At 46.8% G+C, this 17,195-nt stretch carries 13 protein-coding genes and 1 tRNA gene; 12 read left to right on the top strand and 2 right to left on the bottom strand.

Features of this window, described 5'->3' with window-relative positions; all coding sequences use genetic code 11:
- Both GS398_RS11985 and GS398_RS11980 read left to right on the top strand, forming a co-directional pair.
- Positions 1-825, top strand: coding sequence for a glycoside hydrolase family 19 protein (locus tag GS398_RS11985; RefSeq protein ID WP_202406030.1), 825 nt, complete (start codon positions 1-3; stop codon positions 823-825).
- Between the two features lie 92 nt (positions 826-917).
- Entirely contained in the window at positions 918-1,991 is a 1,074-nt protein-coding gene (locus GS398_RS11980; RefSeq protein ID WP_160906985.1) for an acyltransferase family protein, read from the top strand.
- Between the two features lie 273 nt (positions 1,992-2,264).
- Here GS398_RS11980 and GS398_RS11975 read toward each other — a convergent pair whose 3' ends face one another.
- Positions 2,265-3,401, bottom strand: coding sequence for an alpha/beta hydrolase (locus tag GS398_RS11975; protein WP_160906984.1), 1,137 nt, complete (start codon positions 3,399-3,401; stop codon positions 2,265-2,267).
- A gap of 661 nt (positions 3,402-4,062) precedes the next feature.
- Here GS398_RS11975 and GS398_RS11970 point away from each other — a divergent pair.
- From GS398_RS11970 to GS398_RS11930, 9 genes are all read left to right on the top strand, one after another.
- Positions 4,063-4,527, top strand: coding sequence for a VOC family protein (locus GS398_RS11970; protein ID WP_160906983.1), 465 nt, complete (start codon positions 4,063-4,065; stop codon positions 4,525-4,527).
- A 151-nt stretch (positions 4,528-4,678) separates the two neighbouring features.
- Positions 4,679-5,497: an SLATT domain-containing protein gene (locus GS398_RS11965; protein WP_160906982.1), complete on the top strand. Its 819-nt coding sequence runs from the start codon at positions 4,679-4,681 to the stop codon at positions 5,495-5,497.
- Positions 5,498-5,546: 49 nt separating this feature from the next.
- Positions 5,547-6,884, top strand: coding sequence for a DUF4062 domain-containing protein (locus GS398_RS11960; protein WP_160906981.1), 1,338 nt, complete (start codon positions 5,547-5,549; stop codon positions 6,882-6,884).
- 25 nt (positions 6,885-6,909) lie between these two features.
- Positions 6,910-7,848, top strand: a complete 939-nt coding sequence (locus tag GS398_RS11955; RefSeq protein WP_160906980.1) for an AAA family ATPase — start codon at positions 6,910-6,912, stop codon at positions 7,846-7,848.
- A 10-nt stretch (positions 7,849-7,858) separates the two neighbouring features.
- Positions 7,859-12,040 carry an OmpA family protein gene (locus tag GS398_RS11950; RefSeq protein WP_160906979.1) on the top strand — a complete coding sequence of 1,394 codons (4,182 nt, stop codon included), beginning with the start codon at positions 7,859-7,861 and terminating at the stop codon, positions 12,038-12,040.
- Between the two features lie 366 nt (positions 12,041-12,406).
- Entirely contained in the window at positions 12,407-13,456 is a 1,050-nt protein-coding gene (locus tag GS398_RS11945) for a GAF domain-containing protein (RefSeq protein WP_160906978.1), read from the top strand.
- Positions 13,457-14,133: 677 nt separating this feature from the next.
- Complete coding sequence (locus GS398_RS11940) at positions 14,134-14,469, top strand: ArsR/SmtB family transcription factor (protein ID WP_160906977.1); 336 nt, start codon at positions 14,134-14,136, stop codon at positions 14,467-14,469.
- Entirely contained in the window at positions 14,459-14,911 is a 453-nt protein-coding gene (locus tag GS398_RS11935; protein WP_160906976.1) for an SRPBCC domain-containing protein, read from the top strand. Before GS398_RS11940 ends, GS398_RS11935 begins: the two co-directional genes overlap by 11 nt.
- A complete protein-coding gene (locus tag GS398_RS11930; RefSeq protein ID WP_202406029.1) occupies positions 14,911-15,774 on the top strand; it encodes an alpha/beta fold hydrolase in 864 nt (287 codons plus the stop codon). The genes GS398_RS11935 and GS398_RS11930 overlap by 1 nt, the downstream gene beginning before the upstream one ends.
- Before the next feature lie 264 nt (positions 15,775-16,038).
- Here the strand turns inward: GS398_RS11930 and GS398_RS11925 are convergent.
- Positions 16,039-16,115: transfer RNA gene (locus GS398_RS11925), tRNA-Asn, on the bottom strand.
- Positions 16,116-16,244: 129 nt separating this feature from the next.
- On the opposite strand from GS398_RS11925, the gene GS398_RS11920 reads away from it, so the two are divergent.
- A complete protein-coding gene (locus tag GS398_RS11920; RefSeq protein WP_160906975.1) occupies positions 16,245-17,165 on the top strand; it encodes a PfkB family carbohydrate kinase in 921 nt (306 codons plus the stop codon).
- Positions 17,166-17,195 lie beyond the last annotated feature (30 nt).

Genomic DNA, 17,195 nt, shown 5'->3' with positions numbered 1-17,195 from the left:
ATGGCACAATACCAGGTAACCGCAAGCAAATTAAATAAAAGGACCGTTGTTCCCGCAAATTTGCCGGACAAGCGCAACATCGCCGGGACGGTCTTTAAGGGGTTTAAGTTTGAAGGCCGGGAAGCCGATCCTTCGGAAGTGCCCAACCCGGATATCGGGAAATGGATAAAGGACACGGCAGGCTTCTTTTATTGGGGAGGGGCCCTGGCCCGGGTGACCCTAGCCGAAGGCGCCGAGCTGACCGCCGAACAGGTGAAGGCCGCTACCGGCGCCCGCCTGTTAGCTACCGCCCAGAAATTTCTGCCGTTCATTATCGATACCTGTAAGCAATACGACATCGATACACCCGGCAAGCGCCTGGCTTTCCTCGCACAGCTGGGCCATGAAAGCGCCGGCCTGTACTATACCGAAGAACTCGCCAGCGGGAAAGCGTACGAAGGTCGCGCAGACCTTGGCAATAGTGAAGCCGGCGATGGCATCCGCTTTAAGGGACGAGGGCTTATCCAGATCACAGGACGTGCAAATTACAGATCTCTGTCTTCTGCCTTTAAGGTTGACTTTACTGCTAGCCCACCCTTGTTAGGAGGTAAAAATGCGTCTGTTTGTTCACCCGATCAGCTCAAATACGCCACGCTCAGCGCGGGCTGGTTTTGGGACAGCCGCAAGCTAAACGACATAGCCGGCAAGATCGATTTGCTTAAACCGATCGATGCGGATGAGAACCTGGTCTATTTTAAACAGATCACCCGCAAGATCAACGGCGGCTATAATGGATTATCTGACCGGATATCGCGTTACAACGGAGGGATCGACTTGTTTAAATAGGTAGGAGGGGATGCACCGGTAAGCCGGTTCCCCGGATCTTGCGGCTTTTTTCTATCTTGCCGCCGGCTTACCGCGGAGCCTTATCCCTTCTAATGAACAGAATTAAGAGTCTTGACGGCTTAAGAGCGATATCCATTATATTGGTATTAATAGGGCATTGCAGGCCGACCATGCCACCCGTACTTGCTCAAAGCCTCCTTTTTGATATTCTGCCGGGCGGGGCGTTGGGTGTGAATATTTTCTTTGTGATCAGCGGGTATTTAATTACCCGGCTCTTAATCGCAGAAAAGAATAAAACCGGCAGAAACAGCCTTAAGCAGTTCTATTTGAGGAGGATCCTCAGGATATTCCCGGTTTTCTACCTTTATATACTGGTCATCATACTGCTGAAAGTATTCTTCATGCCCGACATTATTAACGGCTTCACGACCGTTGCGGTTGCCGGGCTTTATCTTTGGAACTATGCCGTGTTTTTTCATTTTGACCCGGGGCCCATCGGCGGCTGGTTCCTTGGTCATTTCTGGTCGCTGGCCATGGAAGAGCAATTCTACCTGCTCTGGCCGCTGGCGTTCGTCCTGGCGGCCAGCCTGAAGAAGTTGAAGAAAGCCGTTGTGGTAATTATATTGCTGATGCCGGTCATCCGGGTAGGCAGCTATTTCCTGGTCCCCATGATCCGGCCGGAAATTGGCCTCATGCTGCACACCGCCGGCGATTACATCCTGACAGGTTGTTTGGGTGCGTTGATTGAAATGTCGCCTGAATTTGAGGCCAGGTACTTAAAGTACGTCAAAAGCAAGTTGATCGTCATAGTAGCTTTCTTCTGCCTGCTGGTGATCGATCCGGTGCTCACACATTATTTCGCGGGGGCCTATAACCTTTCGGTAGGCATGAGCGCAAACAACCTGTTCATTTTAATTATCTTATTCTGGAGCATGTATGTGCCTTCCTGGTTTCAGCGTATGCTGAATAAGAAATTGATGGTGCGGATCGGCTTGCTGTCTTACTCCCTGTACATCTGGCAGCAGTTAATTCTGACTCCTCACATGGATACCTGGCTCAATAAGTTCCCGCAGAACCTGGTGGTGGTATTTTTGATTGCGCTGCTATCATACCACGTGGTTGAGAAGCCGGTTTTAAGGTTAAAAGAGCGGTTTAAGGCGGTGTAGCTCATCAAAGCGATTGCTCCTGTAACTTATCTCCCTTATTATGGCAATTCATCTGTAAGACTTTTTTATAAGACGAGATCTTAATCTGCCGGGTTTTATTACCCATGCGGGGATTAATTGTAATAACATGTGTTTTTCAGCCAGTGTCATCACGGCGGAAAGATCTCGGTGACTGTTTACGCCTTGTATGGGCGGCCATGACATTCCGTAGCGTTGGAAAAATTATCAATAAAAAAGCCCCCGGTGAAAGGGGCTTTAAGTTTCGAATACCTGTTACTTACCGAATGCTTTCTTCAGTGCATCGGCGGCGTATTGCTGGGCGTCTTTCGCTTGCGGAACAATGGCCGGCATCCCAAAGAATTCGTGGGTAACGCCCGTATAATTTTTACTATCCACTGAAACGCCGGCCGCTTTCAGCTTATCAGCCAGCATCATCCCATCGCTGTTTAGCGGGTCTATTTCAGCCGTGATAATGGTTGTTGAAGGTAAATTCCTGAGATTTGCCATCACCAGGGAGATCCTTGGATCTTTTGCTTCGGTCATGCTATTCAGGTAATGCCTGGTGAACCATTCCATCATTGGTTTATCCAGGGGCTTTGCAGCTGCATATTTTATATAAGCGGGCGTGTTCATATCTGATTGAGCTATCGGATAAATCAGCACCTGGTAAACCGGCACCGTTATCCCTTTATCCCTGGCCATAATGCTCACGTTGGCCGCCAGGTTACCGCCTGCACTTTCTCCCACTACTGCGATTTTCTTAGGATCGCCCTTCATACTGCTGGCATTCTCCGTCACCCATTTATAAGCGGCAAATGCATCGTTATGGGCAGTAGGGAATTTGTGCTCAGGCGCAAGCCTGTACGCCACGGAAACAACTATGGCGCCCGTAAGATCAGAGAGGCCCTGTGCCGAAGCGTTGTAAACGTCGATATTTGCGATCACAAAACCGCCTCCATGATAATAAACGATAACAGGGAACGGACCGGCACCGGTTTTCGGCGTGTATACCCGCGCGTGAACAGTGCCGCCGTTTACAGGTATCTCCTTTCCGGTAGTATCACACATGGGAGGTGGAATGGTACGATGATGCTCACTGATGAGATCCATCACCGCATCTGTCGGCGTGTGATTTTTACGCGCCTCTGCCGGGGTAAGCTCCGGGATAGGCTTGTCACCATATTCGGCGAGCTTTTCAATCACCGCATGCATTTCGGGTTCGATGGTCTCGCCCCAGGCTGGCTTCGGGCCGGTGGCCGCAATTACCGTATCCGTTGCGGTACTATCTGTCATAACGGCACTTGAGTCGCCTGCGGGCTTTGTTCCTGAACCCGCACAGGAAGCCAGCATCGCGACCATCGCCGGTACAGCGAAGGCCAAAAGAATGGATTTAGAAAGTGTTGTTTTCATAAGTAGATGAATAGATTCTTAATCTACTAACGAGAAGAAAGGGAATACGGTTCTATGGCTGGTTCGATTTTGAGCCATTCGGACCCCATGTCGGTTATGCCGCAAGCCTAAATCCTATGGGGCTTGTTAATAAGCTATCTACTGTATCAGCCAGCGGACAGGCGGATAAAACGATATATGAATTGTTATACAGATACAGCCTGGAAAAAATGATGTAAAATTTGCGGAACCGGAAAGTTGCACATATGCCTGCAATCGAATAGTTGCATATATAAATTTAAAAAAATGAGGAGACATTTCAAGCAATAGCAGATCCAACCAGGCGGCAATGATCGCCCTAATTGCGTTACAAGCAATGCACCCAACGCTATTTGCTATTCTCCTGAAATAAACTATTTTAGAGTTGGGGGCAGAAGATTTTATGCAATGGTAAGCCGGGATGGAGCGGAAATAGGTTGGCAAATCCTTGAGTTTACTTCCATTACACCAAATCAAATTTAAAATGCCTGAGTGTTTTTACTGATAAGGATGAAACGTTACATCTGCGATTGTCTTTTGTTTGACAATTTCTTGTCAAATCCAAATCAGCCAGGTATCCCTGATAACGCAATCAATAAAACCGTAATTGCAAATGATCCGGTGAAAACATTAAAATAAAAGTATGATTACTCAAAAAATTACGCCCTATTTATGGGTAGAGAAAGATGCCAAGGCTGTAGCAGATTACTACCTATCCATTTTTAAAGACGGTAAGCTGAAAGATTTTCGGGAGTTCGATAGTGACGAAAGTGGAAATGATGCGGGCATAGAAACAGCTGTAATTGAAATAGCAGGAATGGAGTTTAGTATATTAGCAGCAGGCCCACTATTCAAATTTAATGAAGCGATTTCTTTTGTTATCAATACAAAAGACCAGGCTGAAACGGATTATTACTGGGAAGCTTTTACTAAAAATGGTGGGGAGGAAGGCTCTTGTGGATGGTGTAAAGATAAATACGGATTATCATGGCAAGTTGTGCCCACTGAATATTTTGAATTAATACATAGCGATGACCCCGCAGTAAGGGAAAAAGCAATGAAGAACACTTTAAAGCAGAAAAAATTGATACTTTCAGAACTCAAATGAACAGATATCATTATTCATGGTAAGTAAGATATATAGCCTGCGGTGAGTCTTTGATTTATCGCTTATTGACTGGCTAACTTAAAAATACTATCTTAAGACCATCGGTTTTCTTACTTAACCGGTAAGTAAAACTGGTGCAAATTTTAACACAGTGACTGATAGAGCAATAGAAGCGGGTTCATTAAAAAAGCTTGTCGACAAGAATTTTTCGGACGTCTCGGCTGAAACGCTGGGCCAGGCGGAATGGTATCAAAGCCGGAAGCAAAATAAAAGCAGGTGGTCGCAAACCATCCGGTTCGCCTCTATTGTCCTGATAGGACTTGGAGGAATATTCCCGTTGATTGGCACGATAAACTTCAGATCGGGTCCTGTCGTGGTAACCAACTGGGGATATATCGCCATTGCAATTGCCGGTGTGCTCATTTTCCTCGATAAGTTTTTTGGGTTTTCTTCAACCTGGATCCGCTATATCAACGCCGAAATGGAGATCAGGAAGTTACTAAAAGAGTTCACCAGCAAATGGCAGATTGAAATGGCGAGGATCGAGCTTTGTAACGTGGAACTTACTTACGAAAAAACCGTGGAATTGTTAGTCTCCCTTCGCGATTTCAGATCGGTTATCGATGAACTGGTGAAGCAGGAAACCCTGATCTGGACATCGGAGTTCCAGTCAAATATTGCAGAGCTTCAAAAAATAGCGAATACGAGGACAGAAGCGACACAACCGGGTGCTGTACGCGTGGTTTTGAAGGATCATACAGCTTACCAGGACATCAGCATTAAGCCCGGCCAAATGGAAAGCAGGCCGTTTACCGGCGGACAATCGCTGCTAAAAAACATGAGCGTAGGCCCGCACGAGATCTGCCTGACTGCAAAAAAGAAGACCGGCCAATCTATCGTAATTGTGAAAGGTGTAGTAGATGTGGAGGCAAACAAAACAGCAGAACTTCAACTGGAATTTCCTGCTTAGCTATGAGAACTTCCACGATTGATCACATCGCGAAAGCAAGTATATCACTATGGCAAAGCCGGTAATTTACTTATCATCTACCTTTTCCGACCTGAGGGAGCACCGGAGTACCTTATTGCAGGTATTACGCGAGACCAGGTTATTTGAAGTGATCGGCATGGAAGATTACGGGACCATAAATGAGACGCCGCTCTACCAATGCCTGAAGGATGTCGCATCGTGCGAATTCTATATCCTCCTTATCGGGAAACGATACGGCTTCATTCCCCCGGGTGAAAAGTGGTCGATCACCAACCTGGAATATAAAGCAGCCATCGACGATAACGATAATAACGTCGCCGCCGTTGCGTACAGGCGTGATAAGGGCAGTAAACGGTGCGTGCTCCCTTTTGTCCTCGATGAACGTTATGAACTTGGTAATGATATCGACGACCTCATAAAAAAGGAAAAAGATGGAGACGGCAACGCGCTTACTGCCCAAAAAGAAGCCAAATACAACGAATTTAAGAACCGCATTTTATCAGATTTTACCATTAGTAAAAGATTTACACGCCCTGCAGATCTTGGCATGATGGTCATGGCAGCGCTCATTCCCGAGCTGGTATCGCGAAACTATGCCTCTGTGAGAGAAAAACTCCTTCTTCCGGATAATGTGGTCAATCGCTGTGACCGTATCGCCCCCACGAACCGCTTCCGGAATACCAATAAGAGTATCAGGAACCAATTTTTTAAATCATTTATTATACACGGTGAGGAGACCGACTTGCCTGAAGAATTTTCGAAAAGTATCTCGAATTTCGAATTGCGGAATAGCGAGATTAAACCGCTGCAGGTGGATTGCAGTTATGTAACCAAAGATGAGCTTATCGAAAACGTCGCGTTAGAATGTCACAAGAATCTCTTTACCGGCGACCCGGCTAACGATCCCTATTCATTCATGGACATGGCCCTTGACCTGGTCGTACACCCGACCTATCAAACGGTAGTATTTCAACTGAGTGTTGGGTATATTGCCTGGGAGCGAACCCATCCCTTGATGCTGCACCTGTTTAGAACGTTAAACAGCATCCAGGTTCCGGGCGACACGAAAGGGAAGTCGGTGTATTTCCTCGTCAACCTTTACTACAACGATCCCGACAGCGAAATTGCAAAACACGAAGAGGTGAACGTGCTGCCGCGCCTCGCGAAAGTGACTGACAACGACATCCGGAACTGGATTCAAACATATTTTACAGAAGAGGATAAGATTGGGCTTCCCTTAAAAATCAAGAAAAAATACTTCCCGGGCGTCGACGCCGAATTCACTATGGCGGAAACTGCCGAACGCCTCGAAAAAATAGTGGCAGACTACAATGCGAAAAGAGAACTGTTCGCCGGAGCTGATTAACCCCAGTGTTTAAAATTATACGATCATGAGCACTTATATTTCATCTTCAACCCTCGATAAAGCGGTTGAAATTGCCTTATTACTAAACAAACCGCTATTGCTTTGCGGTGAACCCGGAACCGGCAAGACAGCGCTCGCCAAAGCATTAGCGACGCGGTACAATAAAAGCGCTCCTAACGGATGCAGCCCTTTCCTGCCAGAACCGTTGATCTTTTCTACCAAAACCACTTCCGCAGCCACCGATCTTTTCTACACCTATGATTCGCTCGCCCGTCTCCGGGATGCGTATAACAATGAAAAAAAAGAGGCTGAAGATTACATCCGTTTAAATGCGCTCGGGAAAGCCATCGCGATCAAACATGGCCGAAATTCAAAAGGCCTGGATAAACTGGTAAAATTGAAAATATTTGACACCGTCAATCTTCCCAACACGGAACCTTTAAGTTCAGTAGTACTTATCGATGAGATCGACAAAGCGCCCCGGGATTTCCCGAATGACATCCTGAACGAGATCGATGAATATGCTTTTGAGATCCGCGAGATCCCGGCGGAGATCCCGGCAGCAGCGAACGATGCGAAGATCCTGGTGATCATGACGAGCAATAACGAAAAATCGCTTCCGGATGCTTTCTTAAGAAGATGCATTTTCCACTACATCGAATTCCCTGAGACGCAGCTGGCCGCGATATTGGAGTCCCATTTACCGGGGATCAGCACTGACCTGGATGTTTTAACCCCGGTGATCGATCTTTTTAACAAATTTCGTGGTCTTGCTGTCATTAAAAAACCTGCTACCGCCGAGCTAATCAGCTGGGTCACTTACCTCCAAACCAACAATCTTCTTAAAACCATACAGACTAAAAATAAAATAGGTGAAAATGAAGCGATAACGGCCGGCCTCGGCATCTTGTTCAAGAACCAGTCAGACCAGCTGAAGGCAAAAGAATTCCTGTCTAGATATTAATTATCCGTCTGTGGCGTCGCCGATCGTAAACAAAGCCCTGTACCTCTGGCTTACCCCTTTTCTCGATGCACTTGAGAAAAAAGGTATGCATTTTGGGCCGGATGCACGCCTCCAGGTGCTCCAGGTACTGGAGGCCTATGCCGGCGAGATCACCAGCGACGAGGACCTTTTCAATTATATCGCCCCAATCCTGGTAAAAAACCGGGAAGACATGCTTCTTATTAAGAAGGAGTTTAACGCCCATTTTCCACCGGCCCCGCATAATGTGGTAGTGGTCAAGAAAACCTGGCGCAAATGGGTGTTCGCAGCGGGGGGCACCCTGCTTGCCCTGCTGGGTTTGTTACTGTATCACCTCCCGGAAAACGAGGTCTATTTAAAATCTTCATTTGATATTCAAGTCATTTCCGTAAAAGAACCGGTAATTGTTTCCGCCTCCGGGTTCGAGAAACCGGCAGACACCATTTATGCCAGCTTTGTATGGGATTTCGGCGACGGGACAAAAGATACCACCACCAGCGCAACCGCCAGGCACCAATACCGCGAACCGGGAGGCTACCAGCTATCGTTACATCTTTTACCGCGTAAACCTGACAAACATATCCATTTGCCCCCGAAGGATACAATACAGTCGGTCAATGTTTGCAAACCGGCATTTACCGTTGAATCCGAAACCGGTGCAAAAGCTACGCTCAACCAGCCGGTCCGGTTTTTTGTCCGTTATGATTCCCTCTATCCGCCGTCGGGAGCCAATACCTGGAAAGTAAACGGAAAAGTGACGGAGCAAAACCAGTCTTCATTTACCATCACTTTCAGTAGACCCGGAGTACAAACGATCACTTATACCGATGCCTCGTACACAACCGGCACGGCATGCGACTCGGTAGCGGAGACCACCATCGACATACAGCCGGCATCGCAAAGCGGTGTGAATATTCTCCAGCGTAACGACTCCGCGTCCCTTCATAATTATGTGAACCCATGGATGATCGCTGTAATTCTTTCCCTGGTCATGCTATTATCCTGGATCTATTTAAAGGCCCGCAGCCGCGGAATGCTGGTGCCTGAAAATTCAGATTCCATCCTGAATAAGCTAAAAGGAAGAGGCCCGCCGTACGAAATCCCGTTTAACGATACCACCAGGCTTATTACCGACGAAACGCTCATCAACCCGGTTGCAGAAAGCTGGAAACAACGGTTCGCCGGTGAAGGGTTTACACTCGACATCAGGAAAACGATCGCCAATATTCCATTGTCCGGTGGCCAGATTGTCCCTGCCTGGAAGCGGCGGACCATTGCGGCCGAATATTTGGTGCTGATAGACCGCACGGTAAGGAACAACCAGCAGGTAAAACTTGCCAGCTACCTGCTCCAGCGTTTTTCGCGAAGCGAAATCTACATCAGGGAGTTTTATTTTTCGGACCTCCCGGACCTTTACATTAACAGCGAATTTCCCCAGGGTTTACCGATCAGCCGGTTGTACGATCTTTACCCCGACCATGTGCTTCTTATATTTAGCGACGGTAAGCCTCTGCTCCGCGATTTCTACCCGGTAACGAATAAGTTCCTGGTAAAACCGCTGGAACGATGGTCGCGCCGCGCTATTATTACCCCGATACCGTTTCCCGACTGGGGCGCCAATGAACAGGCATTACAGGAAAACTTCCTGGTACTCCCTTCCGACCTGAAAGGTCTGATGCTGATATTTACACTCACCGAAGCGGCTGATATTTATGATCAGCGATACAACCGCGGGATCAGCGATAGTTATAAAGCAGCAGGAGTAAATTTTACGAGGATCGATGACGTTAAGAGCTATCTCCGCGAGGATCCGTTCCTGTTTCAATGGCTCTGCGCCTCGGCTATTTATCCTTCAGTAGAATGGAACGTGTTTTTAGGCATCGGCGACGCCCTTCGTCATCAGCGATATACCAACGATCTCGTTTCATATAGTGGGCTACTCAAGCTCGTAAGGATCAGCTGGATGAAAGACGGCATAATGCCTGATTGGCTCCGCCTGGAGCTATTAAAACAACTCGAGCCCCTTAATGAGAAAATAGCCAGGGAAACCACGGTAGCACTGCTGGAATACGTGCTTAAAAATCTCGACGGCATCAAAAACCAGGTGGTAAAACGGATGCAGCTACAGCTGATAACCGATAAGTTCCTGCTCTATGCACATGCACCCTTAAATCCCGCTTATCAACGTTTTGAAGAAGCCTACGCGCAGTTTAAAACGCTTTGGCAGGATAAACAGGTAACCATGGATCCCATCCTGCAAGTATACCTTCAAAAGGACGGGGGATGGAACACCCTTGTAGGTAACCGCTCTTTATCCGACCGGTCGTCAGCCAGCGAAGCCGTCGATACCTTTTTTAATAAGGAGACTACCGCCAAACTACGTAACCTTTCGGTCACAAAGATCGCCGCCTCAGTTCTTTCGACATTGCTGATTCTCCTGCTTATAGCTTTATCTGTCTGGAAATCGGAAATTAAAGGCACCAAAGCGGATAAATGGCTGCATATCGTAAAAGAAGACGAAAGTATGCTAGTTCCATTTACCATTCAGTTCTCGGTAACGGGCTATCCCGAAACGGCCAAACTCCGCGCCGACTCGGTATCCATCTGGCTTTACCTGCAGCAAAATGATTCGGTAAAAGTGGGCGTAACCGACACGGTGATCACCAGGCAGCTTCCCTACCAATGGATCAGGGAGAAAAAAGTCAGGATGAAGATCCTTAACAGGCGGAATTCCTTTAAGCCCGGCACCATCTACCTCCACAAGAACAACGTAACGGTGAAGATAATCAGGGATAAGAACTCGTGCCTGTTCCTGTCGTCATTTATCGATCTTCAACTGCAGAATGATCTTCGGGGGCAATGGGTTGACGGCCGTGATAGGAAAACACCGGTAATGACTTATTCTCGCGGAAGGCTAAACGGCGATACGGTGTTGCTTTACCTGCGCTGTGACCAGAATAGCGAAAAGTTTAAAGCCATAACCACTAACGGCCGGCAATTCTTCACCTATTATTTATCCCGGATAGATAGCCTTGGCCGCCTGGGATATTATAAAGATCCTAAATCGTACACAACGCAAAACGAAGCCCTGTCGCAGCAGCAAAACCCGGCCTTAAGATTGCTGGTGGATCCTTCGGCTGTCGTACCAGAAGTAGCGGCTCAATTGCCGGACTTTACCCAGGATAACTGGAGGAGCGGCACCGGTGAACTGATCGCCATTGACCTGTATTATAACGCACTGTATTACACTACCGGCAACAAAAAGAAATATGCAACCTATCTTTTAGGTAAGGTAACGGTTAAGGACGGAGTGTACCGTGTAATTTCATCGACCGGTCAGAAGACCTATCGGGTGATTTTCCTGAAGGACCTGGGTCCGCAGGCCATTTCGGTGTCGCTTTGCACGCAGACATTTTCAACGGCTGCCGAAGCCGCAATGGTAAAACCAGGCTCATGCGGCAGCTTTAAACGGATGACGGTTTATCACGGCAGCGCACCGGCTAATGCCATTTATGTAAGGCCGGGTGGACAAGGAGCAATATCGCCGAAATCGGAAAGGCAAATAAAAGATATTTACAAGCCTGAAATGATCTACCAGACGGGGACGATAGATATCTATATGAATAGCATGGACTCCCGCGACAATGGCACTGATCAGAAATGGATCGAGGCCTTGTTTTTCTCACATATCGGGATGGATGAAAATGACGCACGACACGTCTCAAATTTCAATTTCGTGATGCACCCCTACTTTGACGGAACGCCATTTGACCGGAGTTATATTGTATATACGAAAGGCATTTCCCTACCTGAGCTGTATGGCAAGATCGGGTTTGAATATAATAGTTTGGTATTGCGAACTTCATCATATCCATTGCTGGATAAGTTAGCGGCAGAAATGAAATCCACCACTGCGCTTTCTGTGTGGCTTCAAGGTTACATGTCGTCCGAAGGAGCTGATGAATATAATTTAAGGCTTTCTGCAGATATGGCGAATTCGGCAAAAACCTACCTGGTAAATTCCGGCGTCGACCCTTCCAGGATCATGGTTAAAGGCTATGGAGAAGCCAATCCAATCGCAAGTAACAACACAGAGATAGGCCGCATACAAAACCGCCGTGTAGAGATCCACCTCAAGTATAATCCCCTTTATCAAAAACCAACCACTAACTAAGCTTACTCACTTTCATTCGCTGTAATTCCCGCTAAATATTTTATTAGGTTCTTATTAGCTGGAATTGATGTTCGTGAAAAAGATTTACCACCTGCTGTTGTTCACGTAGCTCTTACAAGCTCGATCATCTTTAAACAGCTGCTGGGTCCTTCGGAGGAAAAATAACTTTTAAGGATGTTGTAAAAGCCGGCAGCCACCCGCTCCTTAAACGTCGGATAACGATCTATAACGGTGAGTGCCGTTACTTCGCTGGTTGAATAGCCCCAAAGTAAAGGTCTGTCACCAAAACTTATTCTCATGCCCAAACGTACTTAGTTGGATATGCCCAAAAAAGAATTAGAACGGCTACAAGCCGTCAACCGGTTTTTGAAACTAGATATAGACCGCGAAAAGGAGTTGCAGGAGATCGTTGAGTTGGTGGCCAGGATTTGCGGTACACCTACCGCGCTGATTACGCTGATTGCGGAGGATTTGCAGCATATTAAATTTAAGATCGGCTTCGACAAAAGCACGACGAGGCGCCAGGACGCCTTTTGCAACCATGTAATAGAACAAAAGGGGGTGATGATCGTGCCCGATGCGACGAAGGACCTGCGTTTTGTTGACAATACGCTGGTCACCGGACATCCGAATATCCGGTTTTATGCCGGTGCGCCGCTAACCACGAGTGACGGCCATAGCCTGGGTAGCTTGTGCGTGATCGACCGGGAGCCCAGGGAACTTAGTCCGCTGCAAGAACAAATGTTGGCGGCATTGGCTAAGCAAGTGATCCAGTTGTTGGAGTTCGATGCGAGCGTGCAGATTTTGAAACAACAGTTTATCGACGCGCGGGAATCGGAAAATAAGCTGCGTTCCTTTTTCGAGAGCTCGTCTTCATGCCATTTGTTATTGAATCGAGACATGGAGATTGTAGTATTTAATAAAGCGGTAGAAAATTTTCTTCGTGCCGTTAAAGATGCTGAATTAAGAACGGGGGCGAAGATGATCGACTTTATCGATCCTTCGCTAATTCCGGTATTTCATAAAAACTTTAAGAAAGCCCTGGCGGGGAAAGTCACTACTATCGAGCGAATGGTTGATTACAAACACGGCAAGATGTGGTGGTCTATCACGTTCGACCCGGCACGAAATGCTGCCGGTGAAATTATCGGCGTTTCTTACCATGCGAGCGATATTACACGTCGCGTGGAAAAGGAAAAGCAGGTGCAGGCGCAAAACGATTCACTGCGGCATATCGCGTTCATGCAATCACATGAGCTGAGGCGTCCGGTAGCATCCATCAGCGGTATCATGAACCTGATCAAAGCCGGAAACTACGGCGCGGATAAAGAACTTTACCAGCTTATGGAAGCGGCTGTGAATGAGCTTGATGAAAAGATCAAACTTATCGTAAACGAAACGCTCCCTGCAAATTAATCGCTTCGCAAAGCTGCTCCTCATCACAAAGCGTGTAATGCTGTTACAAAGCAATAACGCTTCAACCAGTCGCCGTGGATTCGTCGGTACTCACTCCAACAACTATATGACGAATTAATTATTCTCCTGTTTGAGATCCGGCAATACCCCGATTGCGGCGTATACAGTTTGTCGTTCTAAGCCTCCTCCAGGCAGATTTGAGTAATATCGAATATTGAAAGATACTCCCGTCTCTGGCTATGAGTGATAGTGACTGCATTTCCTGTGAAGCCGCAAGGCCTGCGTTTTTTGAACCCAAATGTGTGAGAAATGTGTGAGAAAAAAGCCTCAGTCTTTAAAGTGGGGCTAACTACTTGTTTCACAAGCTCCCCTGAGTGGGCAGTTTTTGAACCGTTTGATAGAAAATTTGAAACTGTTGGGTGATTTGCCTTGCGCTAACTAATCGGTTCGCGTCTTGTTCCGGCTACCCCAAGTAATAAGCCTTAGCCGAAAGATTAAGACTTTTTTTCGTTAAAGTTAATTTTCACGCTGGTATGAGCCTTAATGGCCATCGATTCGAATCCTGTTTCCGTTGTCCAACTACGGTAAGGAGGGCTATAGAAAAATTCAAGATGAATTTCGATTCTGCTTGCGCAAGCAAATGATTGCGTTTATATTTGCAAGCATATACTTGCATAATGATACAAAGAAGAGATGTTTTTCAGGCAATTGCTGATCCTACCCGCCGGCAAATCATAAACATGGTGGCCGAAAAGCCGCTAAACGTAAATGCCATTGCCGAAAGCTTTGATGTTAGCCGACAGGCTGTATCCTTACATATCAAGGTTTTAATCGAATGTGAATTACTTAAAATTAAAAAACTGGGGCGTGAACGATATTGCGAAGCGCAATTGGATCAGCTGAAAGAAGTAGCAATTTGGGTTGAACAGTATCGCAAGCACTTTGAAAGCAAACTAGACAATTTAGAAACTTATTTAGATAAACTTAAAAAAGAAAGACAGCATGGTAAGTAACACTAAAGACCGCGAACTACGCCTGATGAGAACCCTTAATGCCCCCATCAATCTGGTTTGGGAAGTATGGACAAAGCCCGAACATATAGGGCAATGGTGGGGACCTAACGGGTTTACTAATACGATAACCATCATGGACGTGGTACCGGGCGGTCATTGGCACCTGGTGATGCACGGGCCTGACGGTACCGATTATCCGAATAAAAGCAGGTTTATAGAAGTGATTGAATTTAAACGGATAAGCTATGAACATTTCAATCCGCACATTATAGCCACTATTAATTTCGAAGAGGATGGCGAAAGAACACACCTTGACTGGCATATGTTGTTCGATTCAGCAGAGATTTTTCAGGCCGTGGTCAAAGCGCATAATGCAGCCGAAGGATTGAAACAAAATGTGGAAAAACTTCAAGTTTACTTAACTAATCAATTAACCAAATAATGACCTTTAACCCCCGCGTACTGTCTGCATTATTTATGTTATTGCTCACAGGACAGGTTTCAGCACAAAAAACGCCAGTCAAAATGGGAACAATTATCACATCAGGAAAAGCTCCGATCAATGGCATTGATATGTATTATGAGACTCATGGCAAAGGCAAAATGCCTTTAGTCCTGATTCACGGAGGCGGTTCAACCATACAAACCTCTTTCGGAGTTTTATTGCCGTTGCTTGCAGTCGATCATCAAATAATAGCTGTGGAACTGCAGGCGCATGGCCGAACCAGCGACCGTAATGCCCCGGAATCCTTTGAACAGGACGCCGATGACGTGGCAGAATTGCTTAACTATTTAAAAATAGATAAGGCAAATATTGTTGGTTTTAGTAATGGGGGTACCACCACGTTACAAATAGCGATCAGGCATCCGCAATTGATGAATAGAATGGTGATGATGTCAGGTGCTTACAAACGCGATGGCTTCATCGATGGCTTTTTCAATTTTATGAAAGCAGCCACGTTTGAAAGTATGCCGGAGCCGTTAAAAGAAGCTTATTTGAACGTTACGCCGAGCCAGGCCGGACTGTTGAACATGTTTAATAAAGACAAACAACGGATGATTGATTTTAAAGACATTAGCGATGAAGCAATTGGAAATATAAAAGTTCCTGCGCTTTTTATGGTTTCAGACAAGGACGTAGTAACGATAGAGCATACCATAGGCATGTCGCGATTGATAGCGGGAGCTCACCTCATTGTTTTACCCGGCATGCACGGCCAATTTTTTGGCGAGATGGGATCGGCAAATGACAGCAATAAAACACCTAAGGCTACGGCAATATTGATTAACGAATTTTTAAAATGATAGTAAGCCAGCCTACTGAAGTACTTCCTCTTGCTGGAAAACGCTTACGGGAACTCAAATAATTAAGTTAATATACCCTGCAATGTGATTGAGACGCCGATAACTTAGCGCTTTGTTGATAGTTGATTATGGCCTCAGGGGTTCGATGCTCCGGTGTCCTATGCAGAGTGGGCTCGAACCAGAAGGTGGCTTTTTGGGGCATTAAACCACATTTAAAAAATGCCTAAAAACCAAAAATGGCCTCTACGATATCGTTGAGGCCATTGGCTCCTGAGGCTGGGCTCGAACCAGCGACCCTCTGATTAACAGTCAGATGCTCTAACCGGCTGAGCTACTCAGGAATTTTATCCGGTTATGGAACATATTTTAAGGCTAAACCTTAAAATCCATTCCCCCGTTTTGGGACTGCAATGTTCGGGATTTAAAATTATTTATGCAATATTTGCGGGGAAAAAATTTAAAAAAAATATATGAGCCTGGTCGTTATAGGAACCGTTGCATTCGATGCCATCGAAACCCCTTTTGGAAAAACTGATAAGATCGTGGGCGGCGCCGCCACTTATGCGAGCCTGGCCGCATCGTACTTTTACGATAAGGTAAAGATCGTCGCCGTGGTGGGCGATGATTTTCATAAAGAAGATATAGCGGATTTTAAGAACCACGGCATCGGCGTAGAAGGGCTGCAGATCAAAGAAGGGGAGAAGTCCTTTTTCTGGGCCGGCAAGTATCATAACGACATGAACAGCCGCGATACGCTGATCACCGAGCTCAATGTACTGGCGGATTTCGACCCAATCATCCCGGATTCGTACCAGGATTGCGAATACCTGATGCTGGGCAACCTCACGCCGCAGGTGCAGCGCACCACCATCGAAAGGCTAAAGAACCGGCCCAAGCTCATCGTGATGGATACGATGAATTTCTGGATGGACATCGCCATGGACGACCTGAAGCAAACCATTAAACTGGTGGACGTGCTTACCATCAACGATTCGGAGGCACGCCAGCTTTCGGGGGAGTATTCGCTGGTAAAAGCCGCGAACAAGATCCTGCAGATGGGCCCTAAATACCTGATCATTAAAAAAGGGGAGCATGGCGCACTGCTGTTCCACGAAGACCTGGTCTTTTCTGCGCCGGCGCTGCCGTTGGCGGAAGTGTTCGACCCTACCGGCGCCGGCGACACGTTTGCAGGCGGCTTTATCGGCTATATGGCTAAAGTGGGCACCGTAAACTTCAATAACATGAAGAACGCCATTATCTTCGGCTCTGCGCTGGCATCGTTCTGCGTAGAGAAATTCGGTACAGAGAAGATCAGGAACTTATCGTCGGAAGAAGTAAGCGCACGCGTACAGCAGTTCGTCGGCCTCAGCAGCTTTGTGATCGGGCAATAACGATTTGGACGCAAACAGCACGAAGCTTTA

It is taken from the genome of Hufsiella ginkgonis (genome assembly GCF_009834915.1).
Taxonomy (GTDB): Bacteria; Bacteroidota; Bacteroidia; order Sphingobacteriales; family Sphingobacteriaceae; genus Hufsiella; species Hufsiella ginkgonis.
This window is presented reverse-complemented; position numbering and strand designations above follow the sequence as displayed.